Raw genomic sequence first — 21,877 nt, forward strand, 5'->3', positions numbered from 1 at the left:
CGAGCTAGGCCGGAGGCGGGCCAAACGCGGTATTCGTGCTTCTACGCATGCGTCATCGTGAACGCATTCCGACCGGGCCGGAGGCCCGGCCGACCAGGCGCGTCGGCCCGGCCCCGGCCCCGGGGCGGAAAGCCCCGGGGCGGAAAGCCCCGGGCCGGAGAAAGAAAACGGCGCCGTCGGGCGCCGTCAGGGGGTCGGCGCGGCCGTCTTCCGCGGCCGCGGTTACTCGTCCGACGCGCCCGCCCGGTCAGGCCGGGATCTGCTTCTGCTCGGCGGCGCGCTTCGCCTTGATCGCCTTCAGCACCTTCTCAGAGGTCGCCGGCAGCGACGTGATGCGCACGCCGACCGCGTCGTAGATGGCGTTGGTGACGGCCGCCGCGGTCGGCACCAGGCTCGGCTCGCCGACCGCCTTGGCACCGAACGGCCCCGTCTCGTCGAAGTTCTCGACGATGTCCTCGTCGATCTCCGGCATGTCGAGCGAGGTCGGCAGGATGTAGTTGGTCAGGTTGCAGTTCACTTGGCGGCCGGTCTTGTCGAACAGGATCTCCTCGTAGAGCCCGAAGCCGAGCCCCATGTAGACGCCGCCGTCGATCTGGCCTTCGACCAGCATCGGGTTCACGGCGGTGCCGCAGTCGTGCGACGCCGTGATGCGCAGCACCTCGACCTCCCCGGTCTCGTCGTCGACGTCGACCTCGGCGATCTGGGTCGCGTAGACATAGGTGCCGAACGGCTTGCCCTGCCCCTCGGCGTCCATCGGCACCATCGGCGGATCCCAGGTGGCGCTGCCGATCGGCGGCGTGCCGACGCCGTTGTAGGCGCGGGTGCAGACGTCGGCCAGCGCCGCGGCGCGGCTCGGGAACCCCTTCACCTGGATCTTGCGATCCTTCGCCTCGAGCTGGTCGGGCTTCACGCCGAGCATGCCCGACGCGACCTGGAACAGCGTGTCGCGCGCCATCTCGGCGGCGAGCCGCACCGCGTTGCCGGTGATGTAGGTGGTGCGGCTGGCGATCGCGCCGGTGTCCATCGGGCAGGTGTCGGTGTCGCCCGAGACGATGTGGATGTCGTTCGGCGCGATGCCGAGCGCCTCGGCGGCGATCTGGCTCAGTGCGCCGAGCGAGCCCTGCCCGGTCTCCACCGTGCCGGTGAGGACGACGGCGCTGCCGTCCTCGTTGAGCTTCACCACCGCGCCGCTCGGGTTCGAGTAGCCGGTGAAGCCGACCGGATACCACATGCTGGCGATGCCGCGTCCCCGGTGCTTCATCAGCGCGCCTCCCATCCGAATCGTCGCGCCGCATTCTGCAGCGACTCGATCACCTTGACGCTGTGCAGCACCTGGCCCGTCGCCGACATCGAGCCCTCGCGGAAGAAGTTCTTCAGGCGAATCTCGATCGGATCGATGCCGAGATCACGAGCGATCTCGTCCATCTGGGACTCGTAGGCGAAGCACACCTGCGGGGCGCCGAAGCCGCGCATCGAGCCGGACGTCGTCTTGTTGGTGTAGACGACGCAGCCTTCGACGTGGATGTTCTCGATCTGATATGGCCCCGGCGCCAGGATCGAGGCCTTGCCGAGCGTCGTCTCCGAGAACGAGCAGTAGGCGCCGCCGTCCAGCACCATGCGGATCTGGCGGGCGAGGAGCTTGCCCTCCTTCGACACGCCGGTCTTGTAGTCCATGATCATCGGGTGCCGGATCGTCGAGGCGACGAACTCCTCGACCCGGGTGAAGCGGCCCTTCACCGGGCGCCCCGCCTTCTTCGAGAGGAGCGCCAGCACCGGCTCGTGACGGATCTCGTTCTTGCCGCCGAAATTGCCGCCCACCACGGTGCCGATCACCCGGATGCGGCTGATCGGGATGCGCAGCGTCTTCGCGAGATCGACGCGCGCCAGCGTGATGCGGCCGATGGTGGCGTAGACGGTGAGGCGGCCGTTGGCGTCCCAGTCGGCGATCGACGTGAACGGCTCCATCGGCGCGTGCTCGATGCCGGGCGTCGTGTAGCGGTTCTCGTAGACCCGGTAGGACTGGGCGAAGCCCTTCTCGACGTCGCCGCGGCGGATCAGCTTCTTGAAGTAGATGTTGGTGTCGCCGCCGTGCACCTTGGGCGCGTCCGGCTTCAGCGCCTCGATGGGGTCGTAGACGCCGGGCAGCGGCTCGTACTCCACCTCGATCGCGTCGATCGCGGCCTGGGCGATCTGCTCGGTGACGGCCGCGACCGCCGCGACCCCGTCGCCGGCGTGGCGGACGATCTCGTCGACCAGGAGCGGCTGGTCGACGATCGAGGTGCCGAACAGGTTGAGCGGGATCTCGCGGCCGAGCAACACGGCCTCGACGCCCGGCATCGCCTCGGCCTTCGAGACGTCGATACGCTTGATCCGCGCCGACGAGATACCGGCCCGCTTGATCTTGGCGTAGAGCATGCCCGGCAGGGCGATGTCGTCGATGTAGCGGGTCAGCCCGAGGCCGTGATTGCGGCTGTCGGGGCGCTGCGCCCGCAGGCCGACGGCGCGGGTCTGCTCGCCCACCTGCGGGACGAGCGGCGGCTCCAGCGGCAGGGTCGTCGGCGGGGCGACGGCGGGCAGCCGCAGGTTCTCGTCCGAGCGCCGCAGCACCTCGACGGGTGCGACACGCGTCTTCTCCAGAACGTCCGGCGCGCCGGCGGCGGATTCGCGTTCCAACAGATCCTCGGCCATGCGTCTCACCTCTGCTGCGGCGCTGCCAGCGCGGGGGTCTCGGGCGACTGCAACATGCGGGCGGCCTCGTGGACGCCGTCGATCATCTTCACGTAGCCGGTGCAGCGGCACAGGTTGCCGGCGAGCGCCGTGCGGATCTCCTGCGTGGTCGGGCTCGGGTTCTCGTCGAGCAGCGCCTTGGCGGTCATGATCACGCCGGGGCCGCAGAAGCCGCATTGCAGGGCGCCGTTCTCCTCGAACACCTTCTGCAGCGGATGCAGGCCGTCGCGGGTGGCGAGTCCCTCGATGGTCGTGACGGTGCGACCGTCCGCCTGGGCGGCCAGCATCAGGCAGGCGTTCACGGCGAGGCCGTCGACGATCACGGTGCAGGCGCCGCAGTCGCCGATGTCGCAGCCGGTCTTCGCGCCGGTCAGCAGGAAGTGCTCGCGCAGCAGCACGAGCAGCGTCGTCTCGGGCGGCACCGAGGCGGAGCGAAGCTCGCCGTTGACGGTCAGGGTCACGTTCACGATGCGAGATCCTTCTGGTTCGGCGTGACGCGGGCGAGGCTGCCGGCGAGCGCGCGCTTGACCAGCACGGCGATCAGGTCGAGCCGGTACTCGGCGCTGGCGCGGAAGTCGGTGATCGGCTTCGCCTCGGTCGCGGCGATGCGGCCGGCCTCGGCCATCGCCTCCTCGCTGATCGGGCGGCCGGCGAGATACGCCTCCGCCTTGGGGGCGCGGATGACGGTGGGCGCGACGGCGCCGAGCGCGATCGCCGGCTCGGCGAACACGCCCTCGCCGCCCCAGAAAGCCGCGGCGGCGTTGACCAGCGCCAGCGCCTGGCCCTTGCGCAGCCCGAATTTTTGAAAGGCGCTCGGCTTGCCGACGTTCCGCTTCGGAATCACGATCTCGACCAGCAGCTCGTCGGGCGCGAGGCTGGTCTTGCGCGGACCGACGAACAGCGCCGCGAGCGGGATGGTGCGGCGGCCGGCGGGGCCGAGGATCGTCACCTGCGCATCGAGCGCGAGCAGGGTCGGCCCCGAGTCCATCGACGGGACGCAAGTGATCAGGTTACCGCCGATGGTGCCGAGATTGCGGGTCTGCACGGCGCCGATCACCACGGCGGCCTCGGCGAGCGCCGGCAGCGTCTGCGCGACCAGGGGCGACTCGACGATCTCGGTGTGGGTCGTGAGCGCGCCGATGCGAAGCCCGGCGTCGGTCAGCGCGATGCCCTTCAGGTCGGTGGCGCGCGAGATGTCGACCATCACGTCGGGCGGCGGGTGCGGCGAGTTCTTCAGGTCGGCGAGCAGATCGGTGCCGCCGGCCAGCACCTTGGCGCCCTTGCCGTACTCGGCCAGCAGGGCGACCGCGTGCTCGGCGCTCTTCGCCGCGACATATCCGAACGGTTTCATGTGTCACGTGCCTCGGCGGTGGGCCGGACGGCTCCGGTGCCGGCGGACACGTCGCGCCCCCTGGGTCCATCATGGACCGCGGACGAGGCGCGGCGGGGCGCGGCACGAGGCAGAGACGAACCGGCTGAACGACTTGCGAGCTGAACGCTGCAAAACGTGCATGCTTCCGATCGAGCCGACAACCCCGGGAATCACGGGCCACATCGTCGCGGGGCGCAGAACTGGCGGGCTCGGGCTCTACTGGGTGCTTCCGACGGAGCCTAATAATCGAAGCTTTTCAGAATCGTTCCGGTGTTCGCAGCAACTCGTGACGGCCCGGACGCGAATCTATTCCGGCGACGACGAGAATACCGCAATGATCTCATTGCGTTGCAACATGAGACACGACGCCGTGCTGCGGCGCAAAACGATTCGGCTCCGTCATGGCCGGGCTCGTCCCGGCCAGCCACGCTCTGCTGTGCGGTCGCTCAGGACGGCGTGGATGCCCGGCACGAGGCCGGGCATGACGACGTCGGGGACTGCCGCACGTCGTGCGCCGAACTGATCACGACACGAAGGCGCACTTCGAGGCCGGCGTGCGGGTGTCCATGTCGCGGCCGCGGTTCATGTGGTCGTCGGCCTCGGCCGCGCAGCCGAGCATGCGGGCGTAGAGGAAGATCGTGAAGGCCGCGGTCTCCAGCCGGTCGCGGCCGATCTCGCCGGCCCGGAACGGCGCCCAAAGAAGCTTCAGCAGCAGCGCGGAGAGGAGCGCGTCGACGTTCACGCAATAGACGTTGCGTGACACGCCCGCCTCGAACAGCGCCTGCACGACGGCGTGATAGAAGGCGTGGAACACGTTGTACTCGCCGCGCTTCTCGGCGAGTTCGCGGACATAGGCCTCGCGCGGGTCGGTGTTGACCGGCTTGTCCTTGAACACCGGGTGATTGACGCCCGGGATCTTCTGGAAGGAGGCGTTGCCGGCCTCCTTCTTCTCCGCCTTGTAGTCCTTGTAGGCGGCCGCGTAGCTCTTGGCGAGCGCCGCGAGGTCGATGCCGTGATTCCGATCGCCCGGATCGGCGAGGCCGGTCGCTTCGAAGCGATCGATCAGGAAGGCGATGCCCTCGTAGCCGTTGCCGCCGTGGGCGTAGCCGCAATGCGTCAGGAAGCCGAGCATCGCCTTGTTGAGCTGCACCCGCTCGGGCGACTCCGGTCCGTCCGACGACACCGCACCCTTGGCGCCCTGCGCCGTGATGGTGCCGGGGCCGTTGGAGAGCAGGAGCCCGATCAGCATCTGGAACGCGAACAGCGAGTCGGGATCGCCGTCGCGGCCGGTGAGCGCCGTATAGGCGACGGCGCCGAGCGACGCCTCGCGGATCAGCGTCTCGTTGGGGATCCCGCAGAAGGACTCGGGCGCGTGCGCAGCGGCGTCGACCGAGGCGCCGATCATCACGCCGAACAGGTGCATCCACCACGGCAACGCCTCGGCGGTGAGCGGCGAGATGCGCTTGCGCATCAGCGGCCCCCAGGCAAGCGAGGCGGCGATGGCGGCGCGCACCGCGTCGCGCGTCGGATGGCCGGGCAGTGTCTTCAGCCAGCGCACGAAGGGCGCCTGGGCGCCGCGCGCCTCGACGCCCGCGATCAGCGCGGCCGCGCGCGGGTCGGGAATGTCGGAGACGAACAGGGCGCGGTTCTCGGCGCTCGCCTGCACGCTCGCGAGATCGAAGCCGTCGTCGAGCACGCTGGTCAGACCGGCGTGGACGAACTCCTCGAGCAGCAGCCGCACCAGCCGGCGCGTGCCCTCGAACGCCTTCGGTCCGGCGATGCTGACGGCGGCCGCCAGCACGGCGTTCGGCGCGTTGCCGGCCTCGCGGGCGGCTTGCGCCGCAGCGAGCATCGGCGTGCCGTGGAGGTTGAGGCTCTCGCCGACCAGCGTGTTGATCAGCGCGCGGTCGTTCGGTCCGCCGACCTGGCGGAGCAGCGCCAGCGCGACGTTCGCCTCGAACGGATGCTGGGCGGCGTCGAGCACCGAGACGCCGTTGAGCGTCGTCACCTGGGTCGCCGGATCCATCTGCGAGGCACCCGAGGCATCCTTCATGGACTGGCGCGGGAAGGCGGCGCCGAGCTGGCGGTTCAGCCGCGCGATCTCGCGCCCGTAGGGCGCCATCGCCTCGACGACGGGCAGATCCAGCGCCTCGGGGAGCGTCAGCCCCATGTTGGAGCCGAACCACGGCTTGAGCCGCAGATTGCCCTCGGGCGCGAAGTCCGGCAGGCAGGCGTTCGCCTGCATCACGGCGGTGAGCGCATGCGTGATGTGGGCGATGTTGGTGACCACGGCGCCGCGCCGCGAGAAGATCGGCCGCTCCGGCGTGAACACGCCGTCGACCTCGAACTTCTCCATGAACCAGCGCTCCTTGGCGCCGGCGTCGTCATCGCCGCCCGACATCGCGCCGGCGTGGCCGACCGGCCTTGTGAGCTTCGACTTCCAGCGGCCGACCACGCAGGCCACCACCGGCTTGGTGAAGGTCGCCTCCAGCTCGTAATGGCCGCCCGGCTCGACATAGAGAACCGCGGCCTTGGTGCGCATGTCGTTGGCGAGGCAGTAGGCGAACTCCGGCGCGGCGAAATGGATGTAGAGATCCTTGCCGGACGAGATCAGCGTCGTGGTGCCCCATCCGGCCATGCGCAGATAGGTCGCCATCGTGGTGGTGAAGTTGCCGGAGTTCGAGAAGATCGCGATCGAGCCGCGGCGCAGCGCCTCGCGCGGATTGTCGCCGCCGAGCGCGCCGCCGATGCGCACCTCGTTCCACGAGTCGGCGACGCCGAGGCTGTTGCCGCCGAAGATGTCGATGCCGTGCTGCTGACCCATCGCGCGGATCTCGCGCGAGTCGTGCACCGACATCTTCTCGGTCACGATGAAGATCTTGCGCAGCTCGGGATTGACCCGGATCAGCTCGGCGACGCCGTCGCGGGCGCCCGACGGCGGCAGATAGATGACGCCGCAGTTGAAGCGGTGGCCGTTCTCCAGGCCCTCGCGCACGTCGTTGTAGACCGGGATGCCGCCGAGCGAGGTCTTGAGCCACTGCCCCGAGCGCCCCGGCGAAGTGCCGAACACCACGTTGCCGCCCGAGTAGACGTGGCCGACCGGCGTCACGTCCTTCGACTCGCCGCCCAGCACGTTGAGCACGCAGACGCGGTCGTGCCGCGAGGCGATCTGGTCGAGCGACGAGATGCCGACGAAGTACTTGAAGGGGCCGATGCCGTCCTTGTGCATGGTCGTGTCCGCTCGTGACGTCGCAGTTATGGCCGGCGCGATTTTCGGGCCGCTCGCCCCTGTCCCGTCATCCCGAGGTGCTCGCGCAGCGAGCCTCGAAGGATCGACGGCCCGGGAGCATCCGGATCGGCGGCCGCGCCGATCCGGAGATCGTCGAAGCCGTCTCGGGCAAGCCCGAGACGGCTGCCCGTCGCCCTTCGAGGCCCGGCTGCGCCGGGCAGCTCAGGGTGACGGATCGAGACATGCTCATCTCACGCCGCCGTCGGCGAGGCGATCTTCAGGCTCTCGGCGACGAGGGCGCGGCCGCCCTCGCGCATCCAGGCGTCGGCGCGCTTGGCGTAGCCGATCACCTCGCTGATGTCGGAATCGAAGCCGAAGATCCGGTACGGCAGGCCGAGCGCCTCGACGGTGTCGCGCAGCGCCCCGAAACCGCGGATCAGGTTCGGCCCGCCGCGCGCCGCGACGACGAAGAGCGGCGTCGGCCCGTTCTTGGAGAAGTACTCGCGCAGCGCGTCGGCGATCGCCCGCAGCGTCTCGAAGATGTCGGTGTTGTTCGCCTTGCCGCCGACGATGAACAGCACGTTGGACTGCGCGAGCCAGTGCTTGAAGCAGATCGCCGCCACCTCGCGCATCTTGGCGTAGGGCGGGTTGCCGCCGAAGTCGGACGAGATGATCGCGAGGTCGCCGAGAATCTCCGAGACCAGCGAGTTGGCGCCGCCCCCGAAGGTCGGCGCCAGGATCGTGCCGTGCGGGTTGATCACGTAGACGTCGCTCTGCCCCTGGTAGGTGCGAAGCTGGTTGATCTCCTGCTCGAAGTCCGAGTAGTCGACGGCGAACAGCTCGGCCGGCAGGCCGAGCCGCAGCCAGCGGCTGTCGTCGCGGTCGAAGCCGCACTTGAAGTCGCAGGCGACGGGCGTGAGCCGGCCCTCGCGATCGGGGCGCATGCGGATCGGGTTCAGCTCCAGCGTTGTCATGCCGTAGCCGTGATAGAGCTCCCACAGCCGCGGCAGGGTCTGCACAAGAGGCGAGATGATGGCGTTCGGGGCGTGCAGCGAGGAGAGCGCGTTCGCCACCACGAAGGCCTTCAGGCCGGTGAGCGAATCGAAGGGGATCTGCGCCACCCGGCTCTTGTCGAGCTCCTCGATGTCGACGCCGCCCTCGTGGGTCAACGTCATGGTCGGGGCGCGAAAGCGCGTCGCGTCGGTGATCGAGAAGTAGACCTCGTGCTCGGCCGGCACCAGGCCCTCGAAGGTGACGCCGTTCGCCTTGAAGCGGAAGCCGCCGGATTCGAGCTCGGCGAAATAGAGCCGCTCCTTCTCCTTCAGGGCGGTCTTGAGGTCGCGGGCGATGCCGATCAGGCCGGCCTTGCCCTTCTTGCCGACGCCGCCCTTGAACACCGGCTTGATGACGATGCCGCCGTGGCGGTCGATGAGGCTCTTGATCTCGGCCTCGCTGGCCCCCGGCCCGAGCACCTCGGAGGTGGGGAAGCCCGCGAACTGCAGGAGCTTCGCGCCGTAGAGCATGCCGGTGATCTGCATCGATCGCATCCCACGGTCCGCCGCGGTCGCCCGATCGACCGCGGTTCCAAGATACCGACACGATACCGAACCGCCGGCCCCGCTTCTAGGTGCCGCGGGGGCTCGCGTCGATCCGGTGATCCCCTGGTCGGCGCATCAAATTGCCGCGCCGGGCCCTTTTTCTGCACCGCCGCGCCGGCGTTATTGCGCGGCGCGGAACAAATCATGCGCGCCGCAAAACAAACGGCCGGGGCATGGCCCCGGCCGTCGACGCGAATCACATGTGGATCGCGGCTCAGTCGGCGTACTGGCCGGCCGCCTTGATGATCGGCGCCCAGCGGTCGATCTCGCTGATCAGCATCTGCTGATGCACCTCCGGGGTCGCGCGCTCGGGCTTCACCGGGTCGGTGGTGATGTCACGGAAACGCTTGGCCAGCTCGGGATCCTTCATGGCCGCGACGATCGCGTCGGAGAGCTTCTTGACGATCTCGGGCGGCGTGCCCTTGGGGGCGTAGACGCCGTGCCAGACGCTGATCTCGAAGCCCGGCAGGCCGGCCTCGTCGGCGGTCGGCAGATCCGGGAAGGTCGACACCCGCGTCTTGGTCGTCACCGCGTAGGCCTTCACCTGCTTGGAGGTGATCGGGCCCGTGGTGTTGGTCGCCTGGTCGCAGGTCATGTCGACCTGCTTGCCGAGCAGATCGTTCATGATCGGGCCGTTGCCCTTGTAGGGCACGGTGGTGACCTGGGTCTGCAGCGCCGTCTGGATGAGCATGCCGCAGAGCTGCGAGGCGGCGCCGAGCCCGGCATGGGCGTAGGAGACCTTCTCCTTGTTGGCCTTGATGTAGTCGATCAGCTCCTTGAGCGTGTTCGGCGCGAAGTCCGGCCGCGCGATGATGGTCTGCGGCGATTCGGTGACGAGGCCGAGCGGCACGAACGCGGTCTTGGTGTCGTAGGGCAACTTGCGGTAGAGCGTCGCCGCGGTCGACAGACCGACGTGATGGATCAGCAGCGTGTAGCCGTCCGGCGCGGCGCGCGCCACGCGGGCCGAGCCGATGGTGCCGCCGGCCCCGACCGCGTTCTCGATGATGATCTGCTGGCCGAGCGACTTCTGCATGCTCGCGGCCGTGATCCGCGCGATCGTGTCGGTCGGGCCGCCGGCCGCGAAGGGGACCACCATGGTGATCGGCCGGTCGGGATAGGTCTGCGCCATCGCCGGGCTCACAATGAACGCCAGGACAGCGGCAATCGTCGTCAAACGCATCTGCAACGTCCTCCTTGCCCATCTTTCCGGAAGGGTCGAGCGGGCCGGAACCGGCCGCCGGGTCTGCAGGCTGGCGACCCGTGATACCACGCGTTGCGGCCGCACGCATGTGCGCTCGCGTCCGACCAAACCCTTACGGGACAAAACGGTATCGCGGTCCCGCCCGCACCATCTCGCGGTGCAGCGACGCCGCGTCTACCCGCCGGTGGCGAAACCCGGATAGCAGGTCATGCCGCCGTCCACGAACAGCGTGATCCCGTTGATGTAGTCGGCCATGTCGGAGGCCAGGAACACGGCCGCGGCGGCGATGTCCTGCGGCTCGCCGATGCGCCGATAGGGCACCAGCGTCATCAGCTTCGCGTAGGCCTCCGGCGTTTCCCAGGCGGCCGTGTTGATCGGCGTGCGGATGGCGCCGGGACCGATGGCGTTGACCCGGATGCGATGCGGGGCCAGCTCCTGGGCGAGACTCTTCATCATCATCTGGATGCCGCCCTTGGAGGAGGCGTAGTTGACGTGGCCGGCCCACGGGATGACCTCGTGCACCGAGCTCATGCAGACGATCTTGCCGGCCGCGACCGAGACCTCGCGGCGCACGCCGCGGCGCAGGAACTCCTTGGCCGCCTCGCGGGCACAGAGGAACTGGCCGGTGAGGTTGACGCCGATCACCTTGTTCCACTCGGCGAGCGTCATCTCGGTCACCGCCGCGTCGCGCTGCAGGCCGGCATTCGCCACCATGATGTCGAGCGTGCCGAAGGTCTTCACGGCCTCGCCCACCATGGCGACGACCTGATCCTCCTGGGACACGTCGGCCTTCACGGCGAGCGCCTTGCGGCCGGTTTTCTCGATCGCCGCGACGACCGCGTCGGCGGAGCCGGCGACGTAGTTGACGACCACGTCGGCGCCGGCCTGCGCCATGCCGATCGCCACGGCCTGGCCGATGCCGGAATTGGCGCCGGTGACCAGCGCGACCTGCCCGGTCAACAGTTGCGGCATGCGGTCGTAGGCCGGCAGGTCGGTGTCGAACGCGTTCGGCGAGACGGCGGGGGTCGAGGTCGTCATGCGGGGCTCCGGTTTCGTGACAAGGGACGTGGCGAGTGTCGTGGTGCGGTGTCGATCGACGGCAACAACGTTCGGAACAGGCGATCTCAGGGACGCGTCGTTCCGGGGCGGCGCAACGCGCCGAACCCGGAATCCCACCACGAGCTCCGACCAGATCGCTGGATTCCAGGTTCGCACCTCCGGTGCACCCCGGAATGACGGCTCGTCAGCGGCCCTCCCGGGCGAGCTCGTCGATCAGGTTGGCGACCAGCGCGGTCCAGCCGGTCTGGTGCGAGGCGCCGACGCCGCGCCCGCTGTCGCCGTCGAAATACTCGTGGAACACGAGATGATCCCGAAAGTGCGGATCGTCCTGCAGCTTGGGATGGTCGCCGAACACGGCGCGCCGGCCGGCCGCGTCGCGCAGGAACAGCCGCGTGAGCCGCCGGCGCAGCTCGTCGGCGACCGCGGCGAGGCTCATCGTCACGCCGGATCCCGTCGGGCACTCGATTCGGAAATCCTCGCCGTAGAACAGCGCGAACTTGTCCAGGCTCTCGACGATCAGATAGTTCACCGGCATCCACACCGGACCGCGCCAGTTCGAGTTGCCGCCGAACAGGCCGGTGTCGGACTCGCCCGGCGTGTAGCGCACCTCGGCCCGGTAGCCGTCGCGCACGAACACGTAAGGGTGGTCGCGGTGGACGCGCGACACCGCCCGGATGCCGTGATCGGAGAGGAACTCGGTCTCGTCGAGCATGCGGGCCAGCACCGCCTTCATGCGAAACGCGCGGGCGACCGCGAGCAGGCGACGGCCGCCGGCGCCCGGCGTCTGCGGCCGCGACACCAGTGCGGCGAGCTCGGGCCGATGCGCGAGATACCATTCCATCCGGCGCACGAAGACGGGCGACCGTGCGAGCAGATCCTCGTCCAGCACCTCGACGGCGAACAGCGGGATCAGTCCCACCATCGAGCGCAGCCGCAGCGGCATCTTCTCGCCCGACTCGAGCAGCAGCCAGTCGTAATAGAAGCCGTCGCGGTCGTCCCACAGGCCGAGCCCTTCGTCGGCCAGGTTGGTCATGGCGCCGCCGATCAGCAGGAAGTGCTCGAAGAACTTGGAGGCGATGTCCTGATAGGCGGCGTCCTCGCGGGCGAGCTCGAGCGCGATCCTCAGCATGTTCAGGCAGAACATCGCCATCCACGAGGTGCCGTCGGACTGGGTCAGCGTGCCGCCGACCGGCAGGGGCCGCGAGCGATCGAACACGCCGATATTGTCGAGCCCGAGAAAGCCGCCCTGGAAGACGTTGCGGCCGCCCCTGTCCTTGCGGTTCACCCACCAGGTGAAGTTCAGGAGCAGCTTGATGAACACGGCCTCGAGAAACACGCGGTCGCCGATGCCGCGGCGCGCCTTCTCGGCCGTGTAGATGCGCAGCGCCGCCCAGGCGTGCACGGGCGGGTTCACGTCCGAGAAGTTCCACTCGTAGGCGGGGAGCTGACCGTTGGGATGCATCATCCAGGGCTGGCACAGCAGCAGGAGCTGATCCTTGGCGAAGCGCGTGTCGACCAGGGCCATGGTCACGAGATGGAACGCCCAGTCCCACGCGGCGAACCACGGATATTCCCACTTGTCCGGCATGGCGACGACGCTCGCCGTGACGAGATGCGGCCAGTCGCTGTTGCGCCCGCGGCGTCGCTGCGGCGGGGGCGCCGGCTGGGCCGGATCGCCGCGCAGCCACTCCGTCACGTCGAAGGCGTAGAACTGCTTCGACCACAGGAGGCCGGCGATCGCCTGGCGCTGCACGGCCCGCATGTCCGGATCGTCGATCCGCCGCTGCAGAGCGGCGAAGTACTCGTCGGCTTCGGCGATCCGCGTCGAAAAAACGGCATCGAAGTCGGAGAACGCGTCGGCACGCCGCTCGCCGGGCGAGAGCCGCGCGCGCAGCACGACGCTGCCGCCGGACGGCACGTCGATCGCGTGCAGGGCCGCCGCCTTGGTGCCGATGCGGCCCGGGTTCACGGCGCCCCGGAAGCCGCTCACCACATGGTCGCCGATGCCGTCCTTGAAGAAGCCCGGCACGACCGGCGTGCCGAACAGGCGGTGCGCGTTGGTCTCGTTCTCGCAGAACAGGAGATCGTCGGGGGCCTCGAGATGCAGCGTGAAGATGCCGAGCAGCGCGTGCGCGGCCCGGATCGCGGCGCCGCCGTCCGCGCTGAGCACCGGCTTCTCCGCGTCTCCCGCCCATGACCAGGTGTTGCGGAACCAGATCTGCGGGAGCACGGCGAGCCGCGCCGGGCGGTCGCCGCGATTGGTGACGGTGATGCGCCACAGGGTGTCGTTCGGGTCCGCCTTGGCGTACTCGATCGTCACGTCGAAATAGCGGTCCTGGTCGAACACGCCGGTGTCGAGCAGCTCGAACTCGCGATCGACGCGACCGCGGCGGCGGTTCTCGGCGACGAGCCAGCCATACGGGAACGAGCCTTGCGGATACTTGTACAGCATCCGCGCATAAGAGTGCGTCGGCGTGGCGTCGAGATGGTGCCAGATCTCCTTGACGTCCTCGCCGTGATTGCCCTCGGCGTTGGTGAGCCCGAAGAAGCGCTCCTTCAGGATCGGGTCGGCGCCGTTCCACAGCGCGAGGCCGAGGCAAAGATGCTGGGCGGCGTCGCACCAGCCGCCGATCGCGTCCTCGCCCCAGCGATAGGCGCGGCTGCGCGCCGCGTCGTGGGTCAGGTAGGACCAGGCGTCGCCGGAGGCCGAATAGTCCTCGCGCACCGTGCCCCACTGGCGATCGCTCACATAGGGGCCGAAGCGCCGCCATTGGGCCGCGCCGGCATTCGCCTCGGCGAGGCGGCGCCCCTCGGCCGTCGGCGCGAGCGGATCGCTCACCGCGGCCCCGCGGGAGCGCCGGATCCGGCCGGCGGGGCGGGCGTCGTCGCGGGCGGCTTGCTCTCGGGCGCCTTGGGATCGCCGGGCTTGGTGTCGGCGGACTTGGTGTCGGCGGACTTGGCGGCGGCGAGCTTCTCGACGGTCGCCTGCAGGGTGGCGACCGTCGCCTTCAGGACCGCGATCTCGGCGGCGGCGGCGGCGAGGCGCTGATTGGCGAGCGTGGCGTTGCGGGCGATGACCGCGTGCAGATACTCGACATTGGCCTGCAGACAGCCGGTGCGCCGATCCATCTGCGATTCGCGGCCGCACGCCTCGAGGCCGCGCACGTCCTGCGCCGCCGCCGGTGGCGCGGGCCAGGCCGAGACGACCCATGCGACGGCGGCCGTCCTGACGAGCGCCGGAGCGACGCGACCTGCGATCCCGATCATGACCGGCCCTCGTTACGAGAACGGCGACGCTAGCGCGCGAATCTTAACGGGGTTTGTCGACCCGCGCGAGCGGCGCGACGCCTGGACCGGCGGAACCGCGGTCAGCCCGCCTCGCGGGCCGCGGCGAGGTTTCGGCGCAGGATCGGCTGATCGGCGAGCGCCAGCGCCTGCTCGAACACGGCCGCCGCCGCGGCGTGGTCGCGAGCATGGTTCATCAAGAGCGTGCCGAGATTGTTGAGGGCGACGAAGTCGGTCGGGTCGGCCGCGGCGGCACGCCGGAACGCGGCCAGCGCCGCGTCCTTGTCGCCGGCGGCGAGCTTGGCATTGCCCTCGGCGAAGTCGCGCTTGCCGACGACGGCGCGGGCATAGGCGTCGGCGTCCTCGCACAGCGCGGCGCGGCGGGCGAGCAGCGAGTGGTCCCGGCAGTCGGGATCGGCGAGCGCGGCGGCGAGGCGGGCGCGCGCGTTGTCGCGGTCGCCCGACAGATAGGCCGCCTCGGCGCGCACCCGCAGCACCTCCGGGCTCTCGCCGTGCCGATCGGCGAGACGCGCCAGCAGCGCCTCGGCGCCGGCGAAGTCGGCCTGCGCGAGCCGCGCCAGCGCCAGATTGTGCAGCACCCGCCGGGTCTCGCCCTCGATCGCCTGGATGCGGCGGAGCCAGCGCTCGGCCTTGGCGTAGTCGCCTGAGGCGAGCCCGTTGAGGGCGAGCCGCTCGTAGGCGCGCAGCAGCAGCGATTTGAGCATGGGCCTCTCCGTCGTCATGGCCGAGCTCGTCCCGGCCACCCACGACTCCACGGCGAGCGTCGTCGAAGACGTGAATGCCCGTGACGAGCACCGGCATGACGGAGTGGGGACGGTGCATGCCGCCCCCACCGAAGCGTCAGCCGCCGGTCAGACGACCAGCGACAGCAACCAGGCGAACAGGAACGCCACCAGGCCGACCACCAGGGTCGCCGTGGTGTAGAGCTTGTAGGCGACGTTCACGGGCATGTTGGAGAACTGCGACACGACCCAGAAGTAGGAGTCGTTCGCGTGCGACACCACCATGGCGCCGGCGCCGATGACCACGGCCGTGATGGCCGGATCGAGCCCGAGCGTGCCCATCAGCGGCGCCATGATGGCCGCCGTGGTGATGATCGCGACCGTCGACGAGCCCTGCGCGGTCTTCAGCGCCGCCGAGATGGCGAAGGGCAGGAACAGGCCGAGTGGCAGATGCGCCATGTTGGTGCCGATGAAGTCCTTCATCGGCGAGGCGGCCAGCACCCGGCCGAACGAACCGCCGGCGCCCGTGATGGCGAGGATGATGGCGGCGTCCTTGATGCCCTGCCCCATCCAGGAGTCGACCGCGACCGAGAGCTCCTTGCGCGGCACCAGGAACAGGCTGGCGACCACGCCGAGCATCAGCGCCGTCACCGGGTCGCCGATGAAGTCGAAGAACACCCGCACGACGCCGTCACCGAACGGCCGGGTCGGGAAGTCGGCGAGCGACTTCAGCAGGATCAGGACGATCGGCAGGACCAGCGGCAGGAAGCTCATGAAGGTGGACGGCAGCGTGCCGTACTTCGCCATGAGATCGCCGTAGCTTTCCTCGACGCCGGGCGAGATGTCGTACTTGCGGCCCATCACGCTCGCCCAGGCGAGGCCGGCGAGCGACGACGGGATCGCGACGATCATGCCGTACAGGATGACGAGGCCGAGGTCGGCCTTCAGGGTCGCGGCGGCGGCGAGCGGGCCGGGCGTCGGCGGCACCATCGTGTGCGTGGCGTAGAGGCCGGTGGCGAGCGCCACCGCCATCACGCCCATCGAGGTCTTGGTCTCGGCCGCGAGCGCCTTGTTGAGGGGCGTGAGAATCACGTAGCCCGAATCGCAGAACACCGGGATCGACACGACGTAGCCCGCGATGTTCATGGCGAGCGGCGCCCGCGACCGCCCGACCAGCCGCAGGATCGCCTGCGTCATCACCAGGGCCGCGCCGGTCTTCTCCAGGATGTAGCCCATGATCGTGCCGGCCACGATCACGATGCCGATGTAGGTGAGCGTCCCGCCGAAGCCCTCGCGCACCGCCTTGACGACGTCGAGCGCCGGCATGCCGATCGCCAGGCCGTAGGCGAAGGCGATCACGATCAGGACGACGAATGCATTGACCTTCCACTTGCCGGTGGCGATCACGATCAGCACGACCGCGAGCGCCAGCAAGAGGATCGATACCGATCCTGATACCATTTTTGGAATCCCCCTCCGGCCCGGGATGAGACAGACGGCCGGATGGTGTTCGGCTATACGCCGCCTGATCGGACGCGGGAATCAGGGGTCTTGCGCACGTGGCGATGTGCAACCGGGCCTGGGGCGCAGGTCACCGCGCCACGGCGACCGCCGTGTCGAGCGGCGGCAGCGCCGCGGCGGCGTGGGACGTGGCGATGCGCTCCGGGCTAGGCGTCCCGTACAGGGTGGTGCGCTGGCGCGGCGTGCGGCCAGCGCCGCGGATCAGCGCCTCGAGCGCGGCCGGCGTCATCTCCTGGCCGTGCGAGGCGCCGGCGGCGCGCGTGATGCTCTCGTTCATCAGCGTTCCGCCGACGTCGTTCGCGCCGGCGTTCAGGCAGACCCGAGCGCCTTCGGCGCCCATCTTCACCCACGAGGTCTGGATGTTATCCACCAGCCCGTGCAGCACCAGCCGCCCGACCGCATGCATCAGCACCGACTCGCGGAACGTGGGGCCGAGCCGCGACCGCCCGCGCAGGTTGATGGGCGCCTCCATGGCGACGAAGGGCAGCGGCACGAACTCGGTGATGCCGCCGGTGCGGCTCTGCAACCGGCGCAGATGGAGGAGATGCCGGGCCCAGTGCAGCGGCGTGTCGACATGGCCGAACATGATGGTCGCGGTGGTGCGCAGGCCGATGCGGTGCGCCGCCTCGACCACCTCGAGCCACTGGGCGACCGTCACCTTGTCAGGGCAGATGATGGCGCGCACCTCGGGGTCGAGCACCTCGGCCGCCGTGCCGGGCAGCGTGCCGAGCCCGGCATCGCGCAGCATGGGGAGAAACTCCGCCGGCGTCAGGCCGAGCGTCTTCGCCCCCTGGAACGTCTCCAGCGGCGAGAAGGCGTGGATGTGCAGGTCAGGCAGCTCCGCCTTGATGGCGCGGCACAGCGCGACATAGAAGTCGCCCGTGTAGTCGGGATGGATGCCGCCCTGCAGGCAGACCTCGACGGCGCCGCGCTCCCATGCCTCGCGGCAGCGCGCGACGACGTCCGGAATCGTCAGCTCGTAGGGCTTGCCGCGCAGATGCTCGGTCGTCTTCCCCTTCGAGAAGGCGCAGAAGCTGCACCGATACGAGCAGATGTTGGTGTAGTTGACGTTGCGGGTGACGACGTAGCTCACCGTGTCGCCGGCGACGTCGCGGCGCAGCGCGTCGGCGGTGCGACACACCTCGTCGAACGCCACGCCGCGCGCCGAAAACAGCGCGACGATCTCGGCTTCCGTCAGCTCCTCGCCGCGCGTCGCGCGAGCGAGGATCGGCGACAGCGAGCCGGGCCGCGGGCCGATCGCAGGCATCGCCGGCAGCGCCGCGCAGGCGCCGGGGGTCCAGGTCTCGACACGGGCGAAGCCTTCGGAGTCGGAGGCCCGCAGCACCGCGGTGTGCAGGCCCTCGTCGATCCAGCGCCCGCGGTCGGCGAGGTAACGGCGATGCACGGGGAGGCGCGGCACCAGCACCTTGCCGGCCGCCGCGGTGTCGCGCGCCAGCGCCTCGAGATGCGGCCACGGCTTCTCGGGATTGACGTGATCGGGCGTGACGGGCGAGACGCCGCCCCAGTCGTCGATGCCGGCGGCGATCAGGCTCTTCAGATAACCCGAGCCGAGATTGGGAGGCGCCTGGATGGTCACGTCGGGCGGCATGATCAGGCGCGCGACGGCGACGCTCCACAGATGCTCGGCCGCGTCGGGCTCGGGATGGTCAGCCATCCGGGTGCCGGGCTTGGCGCGGAAATTCTGGACGATGATCTCCTGGAGATGCCCGTGCGTCTCGTGCAGGGCGCGCAGCGCCAAGAGGCTGTCGATGCGCTCCTCGCGCGTCTCGCCGATACCGACGAGAATGCCCGACGTGAACGGCACGTTCGCCTCGCCCGCCGCCGCGATGGTGGCGAGCCGCACCTCGGGCTGCTTGTCGGGCGAGCCGAAATGCGCGAGGCCGCGCTGCATCAGGCGGTCCGTGACGGTCTCCAGCATCAGGCCCTGCGACACCGAGACGGTACGCAGTCTCGCGACGTCGCCCGCCGTCATCACGCCGGCGTTGAGATGCGGCAGCAGGCCGGTCTCGCGCCGCACGAGATCCGCCATGGCGACCAGATAGTCGAGCGTGGTGGCATGGCCGAGCCGGTCGAGCTCCTCGCGGGCGACGCGGTAGCGCAATTCCGGCTTATCGCCGAGCGTGAAAAGCGCCTCCCGGCAGCCGGCCGCGGCACCGGCGCGTGCGATGCCCAGAACCTCCTCGGGGCTCAGATAGGCCGCCTCGCCGCGCCGCGGCGGATGCGCGAATGTGCAGTAATGGCAGCTGTCGCGGCACAGCTGGGTGAGCGGGATGAAGACCTTTCGCGAGTAGGTGACGCGGTCCCCGAAGACGGCGTCGCGCACCGCCGCGGCGGCCCGCATCAAGGCCGGCCCGGGCTCGATCGCGACGAGCAGACGCGCCTCGTCGGCGGCGAGCGGCCGCGGCGCGCGGGCGAGCGCCAAGAGATCGAGCGCCGTATCGTGAACAACGGGATCGCGCCCCTCGGGACCGAGAGTCTGGCTCATTCTCCCGCCTCCATGCCGGTCGGTGCCGCGCGCTCCAGATGGACCGCGAGTCGCGCGGAGAAGTCCGGGCCGAGCGCGGCGACCAGCCGGCCGGCCCGCGTCGGCGCGTTCGTGATCAGGAAATCCGCGAGGTCGTGCGGCTCGTCGATGTCGAAGCCGATGCCGGGCACCTCGACCACGGTCGGCGTGATGCCGGCGTTCCGGGCGGCGTCGAGATGCGGATAGAAGCTGTTGGACCCGAAGCGCAGCGGCACCGCGTCGGCCGGCGTCATCAGGATCGCGTTGGAGCCTTGGAAATCGCGCGCCGGTGAAATGGTGAAGCCGGGCCGGCCGTCCGCGCAGGCGGCGCGATGCGCCGCGATCACCCGGCTCACGTCGGCGGGCGCCAGCAACGGCAGGTCGCCCGGCAACGTGATCAGCGCGACGCCTTCGCGGGCGAGCCGTCGCGCCCCGCCCGTCACGGCGCCGGTGTGGCCCTCGCTCGCCTGCACGTCCGTGACCTCGGCCCCGTAGTTCCGCGCGAGCGCCGCGGCCGTCGCGTCCGCCGTCACCACCAGAACGCGAAACAGCTCCGGCACCGCCGACAGAACCTCGAGCACGTCCTCGGCCATCGCCAGGGCCAGCGCACTGCGGGTCTCGGCATCGAGCACCGCGGCGAGGCGCTGCTTGGCGCCGACCACGCCCTTGATCGGCACGACCGCGCAGATCCTGTCCGCGCAGATGCGATCCGCGCGGCTCATGCGGACACTCGCAGCCGGTCGGCGAAGGCCAGCACGTCGGCGGCGAGCCGCTCGCGGTCGGCCAGCGTGATCATCAGGGTGCGGGTCGCGATCGCCGGGACGTCGAGCTGCTTCACGGCGGCGTGGTCGACCTCGTCCACCACGTACCCGTCGATCAGATCACGATAGCGCGCGGCGACGGCGGCCGCGGTCGCGACGTCGCCGAGATCGGTCAGCATCGCGGCGGTCGGTCCCTTCACGGCGCGGCCCCCGATCAGCGGCGACACGGCGACGACGGGGGCCTTGCGGGCGACGAGCGCCTCGCGCACCCCCGGCACGGCGAGGATCGGCTCGATGCTGATCAGCGGGTTCGACGGGCAGATCACGACCGCGCGCAATTCGGGATCGGCGAGCGCGTCGCGAACGGCCGGCAGCGGCCGCGCCGCGTCGGCGCCGTCGAACAGGATCTCCCGCACGGTGAGCGACGCGCGATGGCCGACGAACCAGTCCTGGAAGTCGAGCCAGCCCTGGTCGGTGCGCACGCGCGTGCGCAAGCGATCATCGGTGACGGGCAGGATCGTCGTCGCGATGCGCAGCGCCGCGCAGACCTCGGCCGTCACCTGCGACAGCGGCACGCCTTGGCCGAGCTTGTGGGTGCGCAGCACATGCATGGCGAGATCGCCGTCGCCGAGCCGGAACCAGCTCGGGCCGCCGAGCGCGGCCAGCGCCGACATGAAGCTCCAGGTCTCGCCCGCCCGCCCCCAGCCCTGCTGCGGATCGGCGAGGCCGGCGAGCGTGTAGACCAGCGTGTCGATGTCGGGCGAGACGTGAAGGCCGAGATGAGAAAAATCGTCGCCGACATTGGCGATCACGGTCAGGGCGCCCGGCGGGAGCTTGCGCGACAGGCCGAGCGCCAGCTTGGCGCCGCCGATCCCGCCCGAGAGCGCGACGACTGATCCCGGCGCGGCCATCAGCGGAACAGATCCTCGCCCGGGCCGCGAATCAGATCCGCGGCAGGGCGCGACACAGCATCATATACGAGGCCGCGGACCAGAACGGCGGGCCGGCCTTCTGCACCCTGCCCCATCAGGAGCGACGCGGCGGCGGCGATCTCGTCGGCAAAGCCGGTCTCGGTGACGCGCAGCGGGCGGCCGTAGAGATCGGGCGCGCCGCGCAGATCGCGCAGCGCCGGCAGCCCGGCGGCGCCGAGCGCGACGCCGACCGTGCCCTGCCGCCACGGCCGGCCGAAGCTGTCGCTGATCACGACCGCGAGCGGCACGCCGGAGCGCGCCGAGAGTGCTGCGTGCAGACGTGCGGCCGAAGCGTCGGCGTCCTGCGGCAGCAGCAGCACCGGATCGCCGCCTTCGACCGGATCGACGTTGGAGCGGTCGATGCCGGCGTTCGCCATCACGAAGCCGCAGCGGTGCTCGACGATCAGCACGCGCTTCGAGTGGCGCACGACGCGGCGCGACTCCGACAGGATCACCTCGACGAGCCGCGGATCCTTGTCGGTCTCGACGGCGAGCCGCTCCGCCTCGGCCGACGGCGTCACGGTCGCGAGATCGACATAGCGGCCCTCGGCCTTGGAGACGATCTTCTGGGCCAGCACCAGCACGTCGCCGCGCTCGACGCCGCCGACCGCCGCGAGACCGCGGGCGAGGAGATCGGCGAGGTCGTCGCCCGGCCGCACCAGCGGCAGCCCCGGCAGCGCGATCAGCGCGAGCCGGCTCGCGGCGGCGTCCGGCGCCGGCGCGGCCTCGGCGGCGGGCGCGGCCACGCCGGTGGCGGGGCGGGCGCGCGTGGGCGAGGTGGTGCTCATCGGGTCGGAGGCCGTGGTCTGGGCCGTTCGCGGCGACGCGGTCGGGGGTTCGGGGTCCGGTCGACCGTTATCGACCCTCGCGCCGCGCAATGCAAACG

The 21,877-nt window shown here is 70.2% G+C and carries 16 protein-coding genes; all 16 read right to left on the reverse strand.

The window, feature by feature from the left end; translation table 11 throughout:
- Positions 1 to 247: 247 nt before the first annotated feature.
- Complete coding sequence (locus ACFSOX_RS05270) at positions 248 to 1,261, reverse strand: xanthine dehydrogenase family protein molybdopterin-binding subunit (protein WP_378476747.1); 1,014 nt, start codon at positions 1,259 to 1,261, stop codon at positions 248 to 250.
- Positions 1,261 to 2,688, reverse strand: coding sequence for a xanthine dehydrogenase family protein molybdopterin-binding subunit (locus ACFSOX_RS05275; RefSeq protein WP_378476748.1), 1,428 nt, complete (start codon positions 2,686 to 2,688; stop codon positions 1,261 to 1,263). The genes ACFSOX_RS05270 and ACFSOX_RS05275 overlap by 1 nt, the downstream gene beginning before the upstream one ends.
- A 5-nt stretch (positions 2,689 to 2,693) precedes the next feature.
- Entirely contained in the window at positions 2,694 to 3,194 is a 501-nt protein-coding gene (locus ACFSOX_RS05280; RefSeq protein ID WP_378476749.1) for a (2Fe-2S)-binding protein, read from the reverse strand.
- Positions 3,191 to 4,078 carry an FAD binding domain-containing protein gene (locus ACFSOX_RS05285; RefSeq protein WP_378476750.1) on the reverse strand — a complete coding sequence of 296 codons (888 nt, stop codon included), beginning with the start codon at positions 4,076 to 4,078 and terminating at the stop codon, positions 3,191 to 3,193. The genes ACFSOX_RS05280 and ACFSOX_RS05285 overlap by 4 nt, the downstream gene beginning before the upstream one ends.
- 544 nt (positions 4,079 to 4,622) lie before the next feature.
- Positions 4,623 to 7,328, reverse strand: a complete 2,706-nt coding sequence (locus ACFSOX_RS05290; protein WP_378476751.1) for a CoA-binding protein — start codon at positions 7,326 to 7,328, stop codon at positions 4,623 to 4,625.
- 251 nt (positions 7,329 to 7,579) lie between these two features.
- Positions 7,580 to 8,875, reverse strand: coding sequence for an ATP citrate lyase citrate-binding domain-containing protein (locus tag ACFSOX_RS05295; RefSeq protein WP_378476752.1), 1,296 nt, complete (start codon positions 8,873 to 8,875; stop codon positions 7,580 to 7,582).
- Positions 8,876 to 9,140: 265 nt separating this feature from the next.
- Complete coding sequence (locus tag ACFSOX_RS05300; protein WP_378476753.1) at positions 9,141 to 10,106, reverse strand: tripartite tricarboxylate transporter substrate-binding protein; 966 nt, start codon at positions 10,104 to 10,106, stop codon at positions 9,141 to 9,143.
- A 195-nt stretch (positions 10,107 to 10,301) separates the two neighbouring features.
- A complete protein-coding gene (locus ACFSOX_RS05305; RefSeq protein ID WP_378476754.1) occupies positions 10,302 to 11,165 on the reverse strand; it encodes an SDR family oxidoreductase in 864 nt (287 codons plus the stop codon).
- A 205-nt stretch (positions 11,166 to 11,370) separates the two neighbouring features.
- Positions 11,371 to 14,025 carry an MGH1-like glycoside hydrolase domain-containing protein gene (locus ACFSOX_RS05310; RefSeq protein WP_378476755.1) on the reverse strand — a complete coding sequence of 885 codons (2,655 nt, stop codon included), beginning with the start codon at positions 14,023 to 14,025 and terminating at the stop codon, positions 11,371 to 11,373.
- A complete protein-coding gene (locus ACFSOX_RS05315) occupies positions 14,022 to 14,453 on the reverse strand; it encodes a hypothetical protein (RefSeq protein WP_378476756.1) in 432 nt (143 codons plus the stop codon). The genes ACFSOX_RS05310 and ACFSOX_RS05315 overlap by 4 nt, the downstream gene beginning before the upstream one ends.
- A 101-nt stretch (positions 14,454 to 14,554) precedes the next feature.
- Positions 14,555 to 15,196 (reverse strand): tetratricopeptide repeat protein, encoded by a 642-nt coding sequence (locus ACFSOX_RS05320; protein ID WP_378476757.1) that lies wholly within the window; start codon positions 15,194 to 15,196, stop codon positions 14,555 to 14,557.
- 147 nt (positions 15,197 to 15,343) lie between these two features.
- Positions 15,344 to 16,675 carry a GntP family permease gene (locus ACFSOX_RS05325; RefSeq protein ID WP_378476758.1) on the reverse strand — a complete coding sequence of 444 codons (1,332 nt, stop codon included), beginning with the start codon at positions 16,673 to 16,675 and terminating at the stop codon, positions 15,344 to 15,346.
- A 130-nt stretch (positions 16,676 to 16,805) separates the two neighbouring features.
- Entirely contained in the window at positions 16,806 to 19,241 is a 2,436-nt protein-coding gene (cofH, locus tag ACFSOX_RS05330) for a 5-amino-6-(D-ribitylamino)uracil--L-tyrosine 4-hydroxyphenyl transferase CofH (RefSeq protein WP_378476759.1), read from the reverse strand.
- A complete protein-coding gene (gene cofC, locus ACFSOX_RS05335; protein WP_378476760.1) occupies positions 19,238 to 19,981 on the reverse strand; it encodes a 2-phospho-L-lactate guanylyltransferase in 744 nt (247 codons plus the stop codon). The genes cofH and cofC overlap by 4 nt, the downstream gene beginning before the upstream one ends.
- On the reverse strand, positions 19,978 to 20,931 hold the full coding sequence (gene cofD, locus ACFSOX_RS05340) for a 2-phospho-L-lactate transferase (protein WP_378476761.1): 954 nt from the start codon (positions 20,929 to 20,931) through the stop codon (positions 19,978 to 19,980). Before cofD ends, cofC begins: the two co-directional genes overlap by 4 nt.
- Positions 20,931 to 21,779, reverse strand: a complete 849-nt coding sequence (gene cofE / locus ACFSOX_RS05345) for a coenzyme F420-0:L-glutamate ligase (protein ID WP_378476762.1) — start codon at positions 21,777 to 21,779, stop codon at positions 20,931 to 20,933. Before cofE ends, cofD begins: the two co-directional genes overlap by 1 nt.
- Positions 21,780 to 21,877: the final 98 nt, after the last annotated feature.

It is taken from the genome of Rhodoplanes azumiensis, from assembly GCF_042682915.1.
Lineage (GTDB): Bacteria > Pseudomonadota > Alphaproteobacteria > Rhizobiales > Xanthobacteraceae > Rhodoplanes > Rhodoplanes azumiensis.